The organism is Pseudomonas putida, assembly GCF_025905425.1.
GTDB lineage: Bacteria > Pseudomonadota > Gammaproteobacteria > Pseudomonadales > Pseudomonadaceae > Aquipseudomonas > Aquipseudomonas putida_AF.
This window is the reverse complement of record NZ_CP109603.1, coordinates 320007-336778: the sequence shown is the minus strand read 5'-3', so window position 1 is coordinate 336778 and position 16772 is coordinate 320007. Positions and strand designations below refer to the sequence as shown.

16 protein-coding genes are annotated in these 16772 nt (G+C 63.8%); 8 read left to right on the top strand and 8 right to left on the bottom strand.

Features of this window, described 5'->3' with window-relative positions; all coding sequences use genetic code 11:
- Window positions 1-356: 356 nt before the first annotated feature.
- The 4 genes from OGV19_RS01575 to rpoE all read right to left on the bottom strand — a co-directional run bounded on the left by OGV19_RS01575 (window position 357) and on the right by rpoE (window position 4149).
- Window positions 357-1757 (bottom strand): DegQ family serine endoprotease, encoded by a 1401-nt coding sequence (locus OGV19_RS01575; protein ID WP_413470123.1) that lies wholly within the window; start codon window positions 1755-1757, stop codon window positions 357-359.
- 208 nt (window positions 1758-1965) lie between these two features.
- Window positions 1966-2931 carry a MucB/RseB family sigma factor regulatory protein gene (locus OGV19_RS01570; RefSeq protein ID WP_264311822.1) on the bottom strand — a complete coding sequence of 322 codons (966 nt, stop codon included), beginning with the start codon at window positions 2929-2931 and terminating at the stop codon, window positions 1966-1968.
- Between the two features lie 8 nt (window positions 2932-2939).
- A complete protein-coding gene (locus OGV19_RS01565) occupies window positions 2940-3536 on the bottom strand; it encodes a sigma-E factor negative regulatory protein (protein ID WP_264311821.1) in 597 nt (198 codons plus the stop codon).
- Between the two features lie 31 nt (window positions 3537-3567).
- Window positions 3568-4149, bottom strand: a complete 582-nt coding sequence (gene rpoE, locus OGV19_RS01560) for an RNA polymerase sigma factor RpoE/AlgU (RefSeq protein WP_010220971.1) — start codon at window positions 4147-4149, stop codon at window positions 3568-3570.
- A gap of 434 nt (window positions 4150-4583) precedes the next feature.
- Here rpoE and nadB point away from each other — a divergent pair, with 434 nt between their 5' ends.
- Window positions 4584-6188, top strand: coding sequence for an L-aspartate oxidase (nadB, locus tag OGV19_RS01555; RefSeq protein ID WP_264311820.1), 1605 nt, complete (start codon window positions 4584-4586; stop codon window positions 6186-6188).
- A 117-nt stretch (window positions 6189-6305) separates the two neighbouring features.
- Here the strand turns inward: nadB and OGV19_RS01550 are convergent, their stop codons facing one another.
- On the bottom strand, window positions 6306-6764 hold the full coding sequence (locus OGV19_RS01550; RefSeq protein WP_264311819.1) for a protein YgfX: 459 nt from the start codon (window positions 6762-6764) through the stop codon (window positions 6306-6308).
- A complete protein-coding gene (locus OGV19_RS01545) occupies window positions 6748-7002 on the bottom strand; it encodes an FAD assembly factor SdhE (RefSeq protein WP_027594141.1) in 255 nt (84 codons plus the stop codon). Before OGV19_RS01545 ends, OGV19_RS01550 begins: the two co-directional genes overlap by 17 nt.
- A 134-nt stretch (window positions 7003-7136) precedes the next feature.
- Here OGV19_RS01545 and OGV19_RS01540 point away from each other — a divergent pair, with 134 nt between their 5' ends.
- Complete coding sequence (locus OGV19_RS01540; RefSeq protein ID WP_264311818.1) at window positions 7137-8078, top strand: CAF17-like 4Fe-4S cluster assembly/insertion protein YgfZ; 942 nt, start codon at window positions 7137-7139, stop codon at window positions 8076-8078.
- Window positions 8079-8133: 55 nt separating this feature from the next.
- The gene (locus tag OGV19_RS01535) at window positions 8134-8940 is read left to right on the top strand and encodes an HDOD domain-containing protein (RefSeq protein ID WP_264311817.1); all 807 of its coding nucleotides are present in this window, start codon (window positions 8134-8136) and stop codon (window positions 8938-8940) included.
- 106 nt (window positions 8941-9046) lie between these two features.
- On the opposite strand, the gene OGV19_RS01530 is transcribed toward OGV19_RS01535, so the two are convergent.
- Together OGV19_RS01530 and OGV19_RS01525 are read right to left on the bottom strand one after the other, a co-directional pair.
- Window positions 9047-10426, bottom strand: coding sequence for a two-component system sensor histidine kinase TctE (locus OGV19_RS01530; RefSeq protein WP_264311816.1), 1380 nt, complete (start codon window positions 10424-10426; stop codon window positions 9047-9049).
- Complete coding sequence (locus OGV19_RS01525) at window positions 10419-11090, bottom strand: two-component system response regulator TctD (protein ID WP_264311815.1); 672 nt, start codon at window positions 11088-11090, stop codon at window positions 10419-10421. The genes OGV19_RS01530 and OGV19_RS01525 overlap by 8 nt, the downstream gene beginning before the upstream one ends.
- A 201-nt stretch (window positions 11091-11291) precedes the next feature.
- Between OGV19_RS01525 and OGV19_RS01520 the strand changes: the two genes are divergently transcribed.
- The 5 genes from OGV19_RS01520 to OGV19_RS01500 all read left to right on the top strand — a co-directional run bounded on the left by OGV19_RS01520 (window position 11292) and on the right by OGV19_RS01500 (window position 16735).
- Entirely contained in the window at window positions 11292-12581 is a 1290-nt protein-coding gene (locus OGV19_RS01520; protein WP_264311814.1) for an OprD family porin, read from the top strand.
- A gap of 32 nt (window positions 12582-12613) precedes the next feature.
- Window positions 12614-13594, top strand: a complete 981-nt coding sequence (locus OGV19_RS01515; RefSeq protein WP_264311813.1) for a Bug family tripartite tricarboxylate transporter substrate binding protein — start codon at window positions 12614-12616, stop codon at window positions 13592-13594.
- A 140-nt stretch (window positions 13595-13734) separates the two neighbouring features.
- Complete coding sequence (locus tag OGV19_RS01510) at window positions 13735-14193, top strand: tripartite tricarboxylate transporter TctB family protein (protein WP_264311812.1); 459 nt, start codon at window positions 13735-13737, stop codon at window positions 14191-14193.
- 3 nt (window positions 14194-14196) lie between these two features.
- The gene (locus tag OGV19_RS01505) at window positions 14197-15711 is read left to right on the top strand and encodes a tripartite tricarboxylate transporter permease (RefSeq protein WP_264311811.1); all 1515 of its coding nucleotides are present in this window, start codon (window positions 14197-14199) and stop codon (window positions 15709-15711) included.
- Window positions 15704-16735, top strand: coding sequence for an AbrB family protein (locus tag OGV19_RS01500; protein WP_264311810.1), 1032 nt, complete (start codon window positions 15704-15706; stop codon window positions 16733-16735). The genes OGV19_RS01505 and OGV19_RS01500 overlap by 8 nt, the downstream gene beginning before the upstream one ends.
- Window positions 16736-16772 lie beyond the last annotated feature (37 nt).

The window sequence follows — 16772 nt, the reverse complement described above, 5'->3', positions numbered from 1 at the left end:
CACTCGAAAAGGCTGCGAGCCGGGACGCCCGCCGAAAAATAGCCGGGAATTGTACCTCAAGCAGCAGGGATATGGGAGATTCCTCTATCGGGGTGTACATAACGCCCTCCTAATATTCTGCTCACTATCTGAGCACGCCCATCCCGGTGGGAGCGGGCTTGCCCGCGAACACCGGCGCAGCCGGTGCCATACAGCGCAGTGCCAGCTTCGCGGGCAAGCCCGCTCCCACAGGGCCTGCGCCGTGTTCACGATCATTGACCACGACAACACAAGGTACATCTGAGCGACAGGGATTGATTTGTGAATACTCACGAAAAAGGCAGCCGAAGCTGCCTTTTTCCTACCGAAAAAACCGCTTATTCAGCCAGCTTGAAGGTAATGAAGCTCGCACGCCCTTGACGCAGCACGCGCATCGACACCGAGCGATTCTTCGGCAGGTCCTTGGCAATTTCGGTGAATTCCTTGGCCGAGCCGATCGCCTGGTTGTTCAGGTGGCTGATAACGTCACCTGGGCGCAGGCCGATCAACGCGGCCGGGCCATCCTGGACTTCCTTGATCACCACGCCGCCTTTGAGTTCCAGGGCTTTCTTCTGCTCGGCGCTCAGGTCAGCGACGGAAACGCCCAGACGATTGCTGCTGCGCTCGGCACTGCCGTCGGCACCGGTACCAATCTCGGCGTCATCGTCCGGCAATGCGCCGACGCTGACGTCCAGGTTCTGGCGCTTGCCGTTGCGGATGATCTCGAGTCTGGCTTTGTCGCCATCCTTGAGGCTGCCAACCAAGTGCGGCAGATCGGCCGACATGACGATCGGCTGGCCGTTCATGCTCAGGATCACATCACCCACCTGCAGGCCACCCTTGGCGGCCGGGCCGTCTTCCAGCACCTGGGCTACCAAGGCACCGGCTGGCTTGTCCAGGCCGAAGGACTCAGCCAGGTCCTTGTTGACCTCCTGAATCACCACGCCCAGCCAGCCACGGCTGACCTTGCCGTCTTTTTTCAGCTGGTTGGACACATCGATCGCCACATCGATCGGGATCGCGAACGAAAGGCCCATGAAACCGCCGGAGCGGGTGAAGATCTGCGAGTTGATACCCACCACCTCGCCCTTCATGTTGAACAGCGGGCCACCGGAGTTACCTGGGTTGATGGCTACGTCGGTCTGGATGAACGGTACGTAGGTATCGTTCGGCAGGGTCCGCCCCTTCGCGCTGACGATACCTTTGGTCACCGAGTGATCGAAGCCGAACGGCGAACCGATAGCCAGTACCCACTCACCTACCTTGAGTTTTTCGGAGTCGCCCAGTTTGACGGTCGGCAGGTTCTTGCCCTCGACCTTGAGCAGCGCCACGTCGGTGCGCGAGTCGGTGCCGACCAGCTTGGCCTGCAGCTCGCTGCGGTCCGACAGGCGGACGATGATCTCGTCAGCGTCAGCCACCACATGGTTGTTGGTCAGCACGTAGCCATCGCTGGAAATGATAAAGCCCGAGCCCAGCGACTGGGCCTCACGCTGGCGATCACCACGCGGCGAGCGGGGCTGCTGCGGCATGTTGCGCTCGAAGAACTCGCGGAACATCGGCGGCAGGCCTTCGAGGTCCGGCATCTGCCCGGCGGCAACGCGGCGGTCCGGCAGCTTCTGCTTGGTACTGATGTTGACCACCGCTGGCGAGGCTTGCTCGACCAACGTGGTGAAGTCCGGCAGGGCTTCCTCGGCCTGGGCGCTGAGCACCTGGCCGAGCATCAGCACGGCGGCGAACATCGATAGGTAGGATTTCAAGCGTGGTATTGACATACGGCTCCCGTCACAACGAGCGTGGTTAGCGTAAGGCCCCTGCACAAGCAGGAAAGGCCAGGCTCCAAGAAGCCTGACCTATAGAAAATTTACCGAAAGATTGCAAATGACAATGCTTTAATTTCATTTCAGAAGCACGTCTCTCACGCCGCAAACCTCCTGGAAAAGCACGCCATCATTGCCGCGCCTGGGCATCCTGGGCCCGCATCGAAAGCGCGATGCGCTCGGCGGTACCCAAGGGTATTTCACCTACCACAGTGACCAACACCTTGCCTTTAGGTGTATTCAGACGGCGCGATACCGCCACGGTCGGCCCCAGTTGCACGCGCGTGTCGATGCCTGAGTTGTCGTTGACCGGTTCGACGAACACCGAAACGCGGGCCAGGCCATCGTCATACATCAGGCTGCTGACCGTACTGTTGCGGGCCGGGTCGCGGCGCACCGAGCTGTTGACCAGTTCGAAACCCGGTGGCAGCCAGTCCGAGTGCCAGCCAGCGACGGCTGCCTGAGAGGTGGGCGCGCCATGCTGCACCGGTTTGCAGGCAGCACTGGCTTGCAAGTCCTGGTCGGTAGGCAGGTTATCGGTATCGAGACGGATCATCTGGAAACGCTCGAGCAATTGCCCCTTGTCGTTGAGCATGAACGAGCGCAGAGGCAAGCCGGTTCGGCGGTCCAGATGCAATTCGAAAGCGTAACGGTGCTGGTCGCGCGGAGTGAGGGTGACAATCACCGCATCGCGCCCGGCGACACGTGACTTGCCCCTGACGCGCAGATCGTACCAGCCCATCAACTTGAGGGGATCGAGCACACGCGGCGCAGCATCGGGCGGCGGCGTCACGCCGCCTACCAAGGCACCACTGACGCACGCCACTTTGCCGTCCACGCGCACGATTTCCTGGGCGGCGCCGTCGAGCTGCAAAAGCCGCTCGTTGACCTTGCCGTCCTCAACCTTGTGCCAGATCTCGTGGGAAGAAAAGCTGCCGTTGCGTTCGTAGACGAAAGAGCCTTGGTAGCTCTGCTCTTGCTCGGCCTGTGCCAGCTTGTTCAGCCACTCATTTGCCTCGGGCGAAGAGTTGGCCGCCAACGCTGGCACCGTCATGCAGCTGCCTATGAGCAGCGACAGGAGAGGTAGCGCGCGCATGATCCTCCTTACTTAGCGGGGTTATCCAGGCTGACGGCGCGGGCGTAAGGCAGAGCGGTTTCACTGCCCTTGAGCGCAGATTCCTGGGCATGCTGGCGCAGATACCCTGGCAGACGCTGATCCCAGCCGGCCTGGTTCTGCAGCACGCCGTTGGCCATCGGCCCGGTCGGTTGCTCACTGCTCTCACTATAGCCTGCCAATACAGCCGGGCCCTGAGTTTGTGGCACGCTCAGCCCCTGCTGCGCAGGTTGCTGGGAAGCCAGCTCGGCACCGGTGATCTCATCCTGGTTGTACATGCGTACACCCGCCAGCACCGCGACCGTCACCGAGGCGGCAACCGCCAGGCGGCCAATGCTGCGCCATGGGCCTTTCTTGACCTTGGCCGGTACCGCTTCGTCGGCCAATGCTGCAGAGACCGCCGAGGCGATATCGAGGTTAGGCAGCAGCAGTTCCTTGTGCATCGCTGCGCGGGCGACCTGGTAACGCGACCAGGTAGCACGGGTTTCGGCATCGTCGACGGCACTCAGTACCCGACGTAATTCCAGTTCGTCCGCTTCGTTATCCATTACCGCGGACAGCGATTCCTGCAACGCTTCACGACTCATGGCGGTTCCTCTCTTGGCTGTAGCCGCTGTCTCAGGTTTCCTGCAACAACGGCTGCAGGGCTTTGTCTATGGCCTCCCGAGCGCGGAAGATTCGAGAGCGCACGGTGCCCACCGGACATTGCATGACACTGGCAATGTCTTCGTAACTCAGTCCGTCGAACTCGCGCAGGGTCAACGCCGTGCGCAGGTCTTCGGGCAGCTGCTGGATGGTGCGATGGACAGTGCCTTCGATTTCATCCCGCAACAACGCGCGCTCTGGGGACTCGAGATCCTTGAGACCATGATCGCCGTCATAAAACTCCGCATCCTCGGAGCTCACATCGCTGTCTGGTGGCCGTCTGCCACGTGACACGAGGTAGTTCTTCGCCGTGTTGATGGCGATGCGGTACAGCCAGGTATAAAACGCACTGTCTCCGCGAAAATTGCCAAGCGCACGGTAGGCCTTGATAAAAGCTTCCTGTGCCACATCCTGGGCCTCGTGGGTATCGTGAACGAACCGCACGATCAACCCGAGAATCTTGTGCTGATACTTCAGCACCAACAGATCGAACGCTCGCCTGTCGCCGCGCTGAACGCGCTCGACAAGCTGCTGATCCTCTTCCTGGGTTAGCATGAACACTCCTCAGTGAACTCGAAGGAGCGTTGCAACAGCCATCGTTCAGGCTTGCAAACATAGACTCGGGCTTTGCGCAAAAGTTCTCCCCTCCAAGCAAGTTTCCTGCAGCCCTTGGTCGGCTCGCACGGAAGACGCGGCGCGGTCACGGCCGGCTGCGTCGATAATCAGGTTTCGAATACGCAGGAGTCAGCCCGAATAGAGCTGCCGCCGTACGTCGCCGCGACATTTGTGGCGTGCGGGCAGCCTTCATAGGATTTCCGTCGATATCGGAAAGTTCCCACAAAGGTTACCGCAACCTGGCAAGTGGCATGGAAATGGGCCACCCGGGGCTGCTATAAAGGCAACCCGGCCTGGTTTGACGATAGTTTCACAATGCCATCGGCGCGTGACTATTGTGCCGTGCCCCTTCCGAAGATTACTAGTGTCCCGACATGAGCCAACAATTCCAACATGATGTCCTGGTGATCGGCAGCGGTGCCGCCGGTCTCAGCCTGGCACTGAACCTCCCCAGCCACCTGCGTGTCGCGGTGCTCAGCAAAGGCGACCTGGCCAATGGCTCGACGTTCTGGGCCCAAGGTGGTGTCGCCGCGGTGCTGGATGACACCGATACCGTGCAGTCGCATGTCGAGGACACCCTCAATGCCGGCGGCGGCCTGTGCCATGAAGATGCCGTGCGCTTTACCGTCGAGCATAGCCGCGAAGCCATCCAGTGGTTGATCGAGCAAGGCGTGCCCTTTACCCGGGATGAGCAGCATAGCGACGACGATGGCGGCTTCGAGTTCCACCTGACCCGCGAAGGTGGCCACAGCCACCGGCGCATCATCCATGCCGCCGACGCCACCGGCGCGGCGATCTTCACCACCTTGCTGGCCCAGGCCCGTCTACGCCCCAACATTCAGTTGCTGGAGCAGCGGGTGGCGGTCGACCTGATCACCGAACGCCGCCTGGGCCTGCCTGGCGAGCGCTGCCTGGGCGCCTACGTGCTGAACCGCAATAGCGGCGAAGTGGACACCTTCGGTGCGCGTTTCACCGTACTGGCCACCGGTGGCGCGGCCAAGGTCTACCTGTACACCAGCAACCCGGACGGTGCCTGCGGCGACGGTATCGCCATGGCCTGGCGGGCCGGCTGCCGGGTGGCCAACCTTGAGTTCAACCAGTTCCACCCGACCTGCCTGTACCACCCTCAGGCCAAGAGTTTCCTGGTGACTGAAGCCCTGCGTGGCGAAGGCGCTCTGCTGCGCCTGCCCAACGGCGAGCGGTTCATGCCACGCTTCGACCCGCGTGAAGAGCTGGCGCCCCGCGATATCGTGGCCCGCGCCATCGACCACGAGATGAAACGCCTGGGCGTGGACTGCGTGTACCTGGACATCACGCATAAGCCGGCCGAGTTCATCAAGGGCCACTTCCCCACCGTGTACGAACGCTGCCTGGCCTTCGGCATCGACATCACCCGCCAGCCGATCCCTGTGGTGCCAGCAGCCCACTACACCTGCGGTGGGGTGGTGGTAGACGACCGTGGCCACACCGACGTGCCGGGGTTGTACGCCATCGGCGAGACCAGCTTCACCGGCCTGCATGGCGCCAACCGGATGGCCAGCAACTCACTGCTCGAATGCTTCGTTTATGGCCGCGCGGCGGCCGCCGACATCGAGGCGCACCTGGATCAGGTCAGCATGCCCAAAGCCCTGCCCGGCTGGGATGCCAGCCAGGTCACCGACTCGGACGAGGACGTGATCATCGCGCACAACTGGGACGAACTGCGGCGTTTCATGTGGGACTATGTCGGCATCGTGCGCACCAGCAAGCGCCTGCAACGCGCCGAACACCGCATCCGCCTGCTGCTCGACGAGATCGACGAGTTCTACAGTAACTACAAGGTCAGCCGCGACCTGATCGAGTTGCGCAACCTGGCCCAGGTGGCGGAGTTGATGATTCGTTCGGCCATGCAGCGCAAGGAAAGCCGTGGGCTGCATTACACTCTGGATTACCCGGGGATGCTGGACGAGGCCAAGGACACCATCCTCAGCCCGCTCTGAGTCGGCGTCGCGCCCTTCGCGGGCAAGCCCGCTCCCACAGGTACTGCGTAGGCCTCGAGCCGGGCGCGGTATCGGTGGGAGCGGGCTTGCCCGCGAAGAAGCCCACTCTGTCCTGACCTATGTCCGAGATACCTCAACCCACCTACGCCGGCTGAACTTCAGCCTCACCCGTAACCGGCGGTGCTCATCAGCCCCAAGGGCATCCTTCGCCACACACTGCCCCTCCCCCAGCCAACGCCCTTCCCGCACAAAGCGCAGCACCACCATTCCTGGCAACGCGACCGTGTCGCGGCACAAACGCACCGGCTGCCAACCCTGGGCGCGGCTAAATACCCGCCAGCCAAGCAGGTCTCGGCGCAGCCCGGTAACGGCATGACGATGCGTAAGCAGAATACGGCGGGGAATAACCCAGCAGGCGTGGGCAAAAGACGCGGCAGTGGCCGCCACGGACAGCCACCAGGGCAGCGCGCTCACCCACACGGTGAACACCGCCAGCACCTGGCAACTCAGGTAAGCCGTCAGCAGTAGGCGCGAGCCTTGCCAACGGCTTTCGAAACACTCACTTGGGCTGGACACGGTCCAGGATGATGCGGACCATGCGCTGCAGCTCCGGGTCTTCGGACTCGGTGCGCTCCATGAACCAGCCGAACATGTCCTGATCCTCGCAGCTCAACAGGCGTACATAGAGTTCGCGGTCAGCTTCGTTGAGGGTGGCATAGACTTCCTGAGTGAAAGGCACCAGCAGTACGTCCAGTTCCAGCATGCCGCGACGGCTGTGCCAGAAAAGCCGGTTGAGTTCAGTTTGTTCGACCATGGGGCCCTCCTCGAATGGCCCGCCAGTATACAGCCAGGCGAGCCAAGCGGCACAGGGCGTTGGTCTAGTCACCTACCTATTTTGTTACTGGCGTTCTATGATGGCCGCCAGTCTTTAAGCCACCGCGATGACCCATGGCCGATTCCGCTTTCTTCAGCCCCTTGTCCCACGAGGGCATCCTCGCTGTCCGCGGCTCCGATGCAGGCAAATTCCTGCAGGGCCAGCTGACCTGCAACATCAACTACCTCAGCCAGGAACATGCCAGCCTCGGTGCCCGCTGCATGGTCAAAGGGCGCATGCAGTCGAGCTTCCGCATCGTGCCGGAAGGCAACGGCTACCTGCTGGCCATGGCCAGCGAGCTGCTCGATGCGCAGTTGGCCGACCTGAAGAAGTACGCCGTGTTTTCCAAGGCCACCCTCAGCGACGAGAGCGCTGCCTGGGCCCGCTTTGGCCTGCAGGACGGCGATGCGGCGCTGCAAGCGCTGGGTTTGACACCGCCCACCGAAGCAGGGGCCACCGTGCGCCACGAGGGCCTGATCGCCATTGCCGTGTCGGCGGGCCGGGTTGAACTGTGGGTACCCGCCGAGCAGGCCTCCACTGTGCGCTCCACGCTGGCCGCCACCTTGCCTGAAGGCCGCCTCAACGACTGGCTGCTGGGCCAGATTCGGGCGGGCATCGGCCAGGTCACGGGCACTACCCGCGAGCTGTTCATCCCGCAGATGATCAACCTGCAGGCCGTCGACGGCGTCAGTTTCAAGAAGGGCTGCTACACCGGCCAGGAGATCGTCGCCCGCATGCAGTACCTGGGCAAGCTCAAGCGCCGCCAGTACCGCCTGGCGCTCGATCAGCAGGATATCCCGGCGCCCGGTGCCGAGATTTTCTCGCCCACCCATGGCTCGTCGGTCGGTGAAGTAGTGATCGCAGCCAGTACCGGTACTGGCTGCGAATTGCTCGCGGTGCTTAGCGCCGATGCGGTAAACGATGACAACCTGCACCTGGGCAGCCTCGAAGGGCCACGCCTGCACGTGCTGAGCCTGCCCTACGAACTGGACCGCGACCGGGAAATCCAGCGCTGACCAGCCTGCCCCGTCCGCGTGACGGGGCCGCACCACCACTGCGGTAGAGAAGTCCATGAACAAGCTGGCCGAGATGGTTCAAGCACAGTTGCTCGATGCCATCGAAAAGGATGACCTGGTCCTGCCGACCCTCCCCGAGGTTGCCTTGAGCATCCGCGAGGCCGCTGAGGATAGCGAGATCAGCGTGTCGGCCCTGAGCAAGGTGATTGGTCGCGACGCGGCCCTCTCGGCGCGCCTGATCAAGGTGGTCAACAGCCCACTGCTGCGTGCCGCAGTAGAAGTTACCGACCTGCACACCGCGATCACCCGGCTGGGTATCAACTACAGCAGCAACCTGGCCATCGGCCTGGTGATCGAACAGATCTTCCATGCGCGTGCACCGGCCGTTGAACAGAAACTGCGTGATGTTTGGGCGAACAGCCTTGAAGTGGCAGGCATCAGCTATGAAATCTGCCGCCGTTATACTGACCTGAAACCGGACCAGGCCACCCTGGGTGGGCTGGTCAACCAGATCGGGGCGCTACCGGTGCTGATCTACGCCGAAGAACACAACGAGCTGCTTTCCGACCCGGTCTGCCTGCATTACGTGATCGAGCAGATCCAGCCGGCGCTGGGCGACAAGATCCTCAAGGCATGGGAGTTTCCCGAGCAACTGGTCAACCTGCCGAGCCAGGTTCAGGACCTTGACCGGCAGACCGACAAAGTCGACTACATCGACGTCGTGCAGATCGCCCGCTGCATCAGCCAGCGAGGGCGCAACCGGCCGCTGGCGGCACTGCCGGCGTATCGGCACCTGGGGCTGCCGTTCGGGACCGAACTGGAAGTGGAAGAGCTGCTGGAAGCGCGGAGCCTGTTGCGCTAGAAGCCGCGTAGCCTGTGCGGCCCCTTCGCGGGGCAAGCCCGCTCCCACAGGTACGGCACAGCTCTCAAGGCCTGTGTTCTACCTGTGGGCCGCGAAGGCGCTGGCATCAATCAGCGATGAAACTCACACGCACCCGCAAACCACCCTTCTCCCCATCGTGCAGGCTGATCTGCGCCAGGTGCGCTCGGCAGATCTCGCCGACAATGGCCAGCCCCAGCCCACTGCCTTGGGCACTGCGGCGGTAGAAGCGCTCGAACACCCGCTCACGCTCATCTTCGGGGATCCCGGGGCCATCGTCCTCGACCTCCAGCACCGCCGGGGCCAACACCCGCAGAATCACGTTGCCACCGGCCGGGGTATGCGCCAGGGCGTTATCCACCAGGTTGCTCAGCAGTTCGTTGAGCAAGGTCGGCTCACCTTTGAGCCACACCGGCGCCTCGGCCTCCAGCGCCAGCGCCACCCCACGCTTGTGGGCCAGGGGCGCCATGGCCATGCCCAGTTCGCGGGCCAGCTGGCTGAGGTCCAGGCGCTGCGCGCCACCCTCGGCGATTGCCCTGGCGCCGTTCTCGACCCGCGCCAAGGACAGCAACTGGTTGGCCAGGTGCGTCAGGCGGTCGGTGCCTTGGGCTGCGGACTCAAGGGTCTGGCGCCACTCCTCGGGCGCTGACGAGCGCAGGCCCAACTCGACTCGCGCCTTCAGCGCTGCCAGGGGGGTGCGCAGTTCGTGGGCAGCGTCGGCGATGAACTGCGCCTGGCGTTCGAACTGGCCGCGCAGGCGCTCGGTGAAGTGGTTCAGGGCACGCACCAGCGGGCCCAGTTCGCGCTGCACCTGCACCACCGGCAAGGCCCGCAGATCGTCGGGCTGACGCTCTTCCACGGCCGTGCGCAGGCGCTCCAGCGGGCGTAGCGCCGCACTGACGGCAAACCACACCATCACCAGAGCGCCCAGCGCCAGCATCCCCAGGCGCAGCAGGGTGTCGGCCATCAGCCCACGCGCCATGCGCACCCTGGCTTCCTCGGTCTCGGCCACGCGGATCTCCGCCATGCCGTTCATGTTTGGCTCACTGACCGGTTTGAGCAGGCTGACCACCCGCACGTCCTGGCCCAGATACGTCGCGTTGTAGAACCGCGCCAGTGCCGGGTAGTCATCGGTGCGTGGCGTGCCGGGCGGCGGCGGTGGCAGGTTCTCGTAGCCGGATATCAACCGCTGCTTGATGTCCAGCACCTGGTAGTAGATGCGCCCGGCGCTGTCGTAGGCGAAGGTATCCAGGGCTACGTAGGGCACGTCCGCGCTCAACGAGCCATCGCGCTGGGACAGGCCTGCGGCAATGGTCCGTGCCGAGGCCAGCAGGGTTCGGTCGTACGCCGTGTCGGCCGCTTCACGGCCGTTCCAGTAGGCGCTCAGGCCACTGGCCAGCATCAGCACCACCAACAGTAATGCCAGGTTGCCCAGCAGCCGCCCGCGCAGGCTGCCGTTGTCACGCATCGCGATGCTCAAGCAGATAGCCCAGGCCACGGAAGGTGACGATGGCCACCGCATGGCCGTCGAGCTTCTTGCGCAGGCGATGAATGTAGATTTCGATGGCGTCGGGGCTCGCCTCCTCGTCCAGGCCAAACACCTGGGCGGCCAGTTGTTCTTTGCTCATCACCCGGCCTGGGCGGGCGATCAGTGCTTCGAGCACGCTCTGTTCGCGCGAGGTCAGGGTCAGGTTGTCCTCGCCCAGGCTGAAGCGCCGAGTGTCCAGGTCGTATACCAGCGGCCCACAGCGCTGCTGGCGCTCGCCACCCAACACGCTACGCCGCAGCAGGGCCTTGACCCGCGCTTCGAGCTCGGTCAGTTCGAACGGCTTGGCCAGGTAGTCGTCAGCCCCCAGGTTCAGCCCGTGGACCCGGTCCTTGACGTCACTGCGCGCCGTCAGCATCAGCACCGGCAGGGTCTTGCCACGGCCGCGCAAACGCGCCAGCACCTCGAAGCCGTCCATGCGCGGCAAGCCGACATCGAGCACGGCAACGGCGTATTCCTCACTGGCCAGGGCCAGGTCGGCGGCCACGCCGTCATGCAGTACATCCACGGTCAGGCCGTGGCTTTTCAAGGCCTGGGCCACGCTTTCGGCCAGTTGCAGGTGGTCTTCGACCAGCAGCACACGCATCGGATTCTCCCTGCTCGGGTGGGGGCGGTGGCGCGGAGTGTACCGCTGTGGACCCGCCTGTGAAGCCCCTTGTGACAAACCTTTCTCGCTGAAAGGTTAGCGAAAGGTTCGTTACCTAGCATCGCACCACGGTCGCCCCGCGCGCCGAAAAAAAGCACCAGCAAGGTGCGACGAATAAGAACAATAAACGGAGTCATCTCGATGCTGTCATCGCAGCCGCAGGCGTACGCGCCTACCCGTTCCTTTGCCGCACGCCCTTCTGCCATCGCCAGCGCCCTTGCGCTTGCCGGTGTCGCGCCCATGAGCCAGGCCGCCTTCTTCGAAGACAGCACGGCGACCTTCGAAACCCGCAACATGTACTTCAACCGCGACTTTCGCGACGGCACCAGCGCGCAGCAGTCCAAGCGCGACGAATGGGCCCAGGGTTTCATGCTCAACTTCGAGTCCGGCTACACCGACGGCACCGTAGGCTTTGGCCTGGATGCGCTGGGCATGCTCGGTATCAAGCTCGACTCCAGCCCCGACCGCACCGACACCGGCCTGCTGCCGACCCATGACGACGGCAAGGCCGCCGACGAGTATTCCAAGCTCGGCCTGACCGGTAAGGTCAAAGTGTCCAAGACCGAACTCAAGGTCGGCACGCTGATCCCGGAACTGCCGACCCTGCAGCCCAACGACGGGCGCATCCTGCCGCAAACCTTCGAGGGCGGCCTGCTCACCTCGAAAGAGATCAAGGGCCTGACCTTCACCGGCGGTCGCCTGGACAAGGCCAAGGACCGCAACGACACCAACTGGGAAGACCTGGCCCTCAACAACAAGAACGGCCGCTTCGGCGGCTCGTTCAGCGCCGACAACCTCGACCTCGGCGGGCTGGACTACCAGTTCACCGACCGCATCACTGGCAGCTACCACTTCGCCCAGCTCGACGACATCTATCGCCAGCACTTCCTGGGCATGGTCGCCACTCAGCCGTGGGGCCCGGGCACCTTCGGCGCTGACCTGCGCCTGGCCGTGAGTGACGATGCCGGCGCCGCCAAGGCCGGCAACATCGACAACACCACCGTCAACGGCATGCTCAGCTACGCCCTGGGCGGGCACAAGGTCAGCGCTGCCTACCAGCACCTGTCCGGCGACAGCGCCTTCCCCTACATCGATGGCGCCGACCCGTACCTGGTCAACTTCGTGCAAATCAACGACTTCGCCGGTGCCGACGAGCACTCCTGGCAAATGCGCTACGACTACAACTTCGCAGCCCTGGGCATCCCCGGCCTGACCTTCATGACCCGTTACATCAGCGGCGACAACGTCAGCCGCGCCGATGGCAGCGAGGGCAAGGAGTGGGAACGCAACACCGAGTTCAAGTACGTGGTACAAAGCGGCCCGTTGAAAAACGTCGCCGTGCGCTTGCGCAACGCCACCTTCCGCTCGAATTTTGCCCGCGACGCCGACGAAGTGCGGCTGCTGGTGAGCTACAGCGTGGCCCTGTGGTAACCCAATAACAACAATGCTCACGGAGATTGACGATGACCTTTTCACTGCGCCGCCTCGTCCTCGCTACCGGCTGCCTGCTGCTGGCCGGCAACGCCCTCGCTGGCGAACCGAAACGCCCCGAATGCATCGCCCCCGCCTCGCCTGGCGGTGGCTTCGACCTGACCTGCAAACTGGTGCAAAGCGCCCTGGTGCAGGAGAAGATCCTCAGCAAGCCCATGCGTGTCACCTACATGCCCGGCGGCGTTGGCGCTGTGGCCTACAACGCCGTGGTGGCCCAGCGCCCAGGTGATGCCGGCACCTTGGTGGCCTGGTCCAGCGGCTCGCTGCTGAACCTGGCCCAGGGCAAGTTCGGCCGCTTCGACGAGAACGCGGTGAAATGGCTGGCCGCCGTCGGCACCAGCTACGGGGCCATCGCCGTGAAAAGCGATTCGCCCTACAAGACCCTCGACGACCTGGTCGCCGCGCTGAAAAAGGACCCGAGCAAGGTCGTGATCGGCTCCGGTGGCACTGTCGGCAGCCAGGACTGGATGCAGACCGCGCTGATCGCCAAGGCCGCCGGCATCAACCCGCGTGACCTGCGTTACGTGGCGCTGGAAGGCGGCGGCGAAATTGCCACCGCACTGCTGGGTGGGCACATCCAGGTCGGCTCCACCGACATCTCCGACTCCATGCCGCACATCCAGAGCGGCAACATGCGCATCCTCGCGGTGTTCTCCGAAAACCGCCTGGACGAGCCAGAAATGAAAGACATCCCCACTGCCAAGGAGCAGGGCTACGACATCGTCTGGCCAGTGGTACGCGGCTTCTACCTGGGGCCGAAGGTGAGCGACGAAGACTACGCCTGGTGGAAGGCTTCGTTCGACAAGATGCTGGCTTCCGAAGACTTCGCCAAGCTGCGTGACCAGCGCGAGCTGTTCCCGTTCGCCATGACCGGCGAGGAGCTGGACGGCTATGTGAAGAAGCAGGTGGCTGACTACAAGGCACTGGCCAGGGAATTCGGCCTGATTCAGTAAGCCGCCAACGACCTGTCACCGATCCCTGTGGGAGCGGGCTTGTCCCGCGAATCCAGCACCGCGATCCATGGCACCGGCTTTGCCGGTGTTCGCGGGGCAAGCCCGCTCCCACAGAGTCCGCGTCCAACGAGGATTTCAAAATGATCCTGCAACGTATTTTCGCCCTGGCTCTGCTGGCGGTGTGCGCCGCCCTGGCCGTGATGGCCTGGCCGTACCAGGCTGCGTTTTCCTACGAACCGGTCGGCCCCCGCGCCTACCCGCTACTGATGCTCGGCCTGATGGGCCTGGGCCTGCTTTACCTGGCCATCCGCCCTACGCCGATCGTGCGCAAGGACGACGAGCCGGAACTGGACCGCGAAACCCTGACCAAGATCGCCATCTGTGTCGGCCTGCTGATTGTCTTTGCGGCCACCTTCGAACCCCTGGGTTTCATCCTCAGCGCCATCCTGGTCGGCCTGCCCATGGCCCGGCTGTACGGAGGCCGCTGGCTGCACAGCGCCATCGTGGTGGTCGGCATGAGCCTGCTGCTCTACTGGCTGTTCGACCGCGTGATGGACGTGCCCCTGCCCCTTGGCCTGCTGAGCGTACTGGAGAACTGACACATGGATACCTTGAGCTACCTGGGCCAGGGCTTCGGCGTCGCCCTGACCCCGTACAACCTGGTCACCGCCCTCAGTGGCACCCTGATCGGCACCGTGGTCGGCCTGCTGCCGGGCCTGGGCCCAATTAACGGCGTGGCCCTGCTGATCCCCATCGCCTTTGCCCTGGGCTTGCCGCCTGAGTCGGCGCTGATCCTGCTGGCGGCGGTGTACCTGGGCTGCGAATACGGCGGGCGCATCAGTTCGATCCTGCTGAACATCCCGGGCGAAGCCTCGACCGTGATGACCACCCTCGACGGCTACCCGATGGCCCGCCAGGGCCTGGCAGGCGTGGCCCTGTCGCTGTCTGCCTGGAGTTCGTTCATCGGTGCCTTCATCGCCACCTGCGGCATGGTGCTGTTCGCGCCGTTGCTGGCGAAATGGGCGATCGCCTTCGGCCCGGCGGAATACTTCGTGCTGATGGTGTTCGCCATCGTCGCCCTGGGTGGCATGGCTGGCGACAAGCCGTTGAAGACCTTCATTGCTGCGTTGATCGGGTTGTTCCTGTCGGCGGTCGGCATCGACGCCAACAGCGGCGTGTACCGCTTCACCGGTGACAGCGTGCACCTGGCCGACGGCATTCAATTCGTGGTGCTGGTGCTGGGGCTGTTCTCGATCAGCGAGATCCTGCTGCTGCTGGAAAAGACCCACCACGGCCACCAGGCGGTCAAGGCCACCGGGCGCATGCTGTTCAACTTCAAGGAGGCGGCTTCGGTGTTCGTGGTCAACATCCGTTGCGGCCTGCTGGGCTTCATCATGGGTGTGCTGCCTGGCGCGGGAGCGACCCTGGCCAGTGCCGTGGCCTACATGACCGAAAAGCGCATCGCCGGTGAAAGCGGCAAGTTCGGCAAGGGCGATGCCCGCGGCCTGGCGGCTCCGGAAACGGCCATCGGCGCATCCTGCTGTGGCGCCCTGGTGCCGATGCTGACCCTCGGTGTACCGGGTTCTGGCACCACTGCGGTCATGATCGGCGCACTGACCCTGTACAACATCACCCCCGGCCCGATGCTGTTCGAACAGCAACCCGACATCGTCTGGGGCCTGATCGCCTCGTTGTTCATCGCCAACATCATGCTGGTGATCCTCAACATCCCGATGATCCGCATCTTCACCCGCATCCTCGCCGTGCCGAACTGGGCACTGGTGCCGGTGATCGCGATCATCACCGGGATCGGCGTGTATGCCGTGCACGCCACCACCTTCGACCTGTTCCTGATGGTCGGTATCGGCATCATGGGCTACATCCTGCGCAAGCTGGACTTCCCACTGTCGCCGATCCTGCTCGGGTTCATCCTCGGCGGGCTGATGGAGCAGAACCTGCGCCGCGCGCTGTCGATCTCCAACGGCGAGCTGGGCATTCTCTGGTCGAGCCCGATCAGCATGGGTGTGTGGGCTCTGGTGGTGTGCATGCTGTGCCTGCCGTTGCTGCGTATCTTGCGCAAGCGCAGCCTGCAGCGTCGGGCCATGGCTGATGCCTGATCGGTCGTTGCCCCTGTATTGGGCGACCGGGCTGGTCGGCCTTGCTGGCGGGTACCTCGCCAGCCGGGTCGGCTGGCCATTGCCGTGGATGGTCGGCTCGTTGCTGGCGATCATCCTGGTGCGCTGCCTGACCCCCTGGCAGCTTTCGGAAATACCCAACGGCCGAAAATGCGGGCAATTCATCATTGGCCTGGGCATCGGCCTGCACTTCACGCCCGCCGTGATCGAACAGGTGGGCAGCCATTTCCTGCTGATCTTTTTCGCCGCACTGTTCACCACTGTTTCCAGCGGGGTCGGTGTGTGGCTGCTGCGGCGCACCGGCGAAGACCGCGCCACAGCGTTTTTCGCCAGCATGCCGGGCGGCTCGGGTGAGATGGTCAACCTGGGCGCGCGCAATGGCGCGGTGCTCAGCCAAGTGGCGGCCGCGCAGAGCCTGCGCGTGCTGGCGGTGGTGCTGTGCGTGCCGGCGCTGTTCAAGTTGCTGATGGGTGACGGGGTGTCACTGAACCACGCAGGCAGCGTCAGTTGGGGGTGGCTGGCCGTGATCGCACCGTTGGCGGTTGCCGTTGCGCTGCTCTGGCAACGCTTGCGCCAGCCCAACCCGTGGCTGTTCGGCCCCTTGCTGGTAGCGGCCACGGTGAGCCTTGCCGGTAACCTGCAAATCGCCCTGCCCAATGGCGCCAGCCAGGTCGGCCAGTGGTTGATCGGCAGCGGATTGGCGTGTCACTTCAACCGTGCGTTTTTCCGCCGGGCGCCATCCTTCCTGGGGCGCACGCTGGTGGCCACGGGCCTGTGCATGGTGATCGCTGCCAGCGCAGCCTGGGCACTGAGCGTGATGACCGCACTGGACTTGCGCTCGCTGACGCTGGGGATGATGCCGGGCGGGATTGCAGAGATGAGCCTGACGGCCGAAACCCTGCAATTGTCGGTGCCGCTGGTGACGGCGTTGCAGGTGATGCGCTTACTGTTCGTGCTGTTTCTGGCAGAGCCTTTGTTCCGGTTGTGGAACGCTGGGCAGGGCTGAAAAACGCGTCGCCTGCTTCGCGGGCGACACGGTGTTT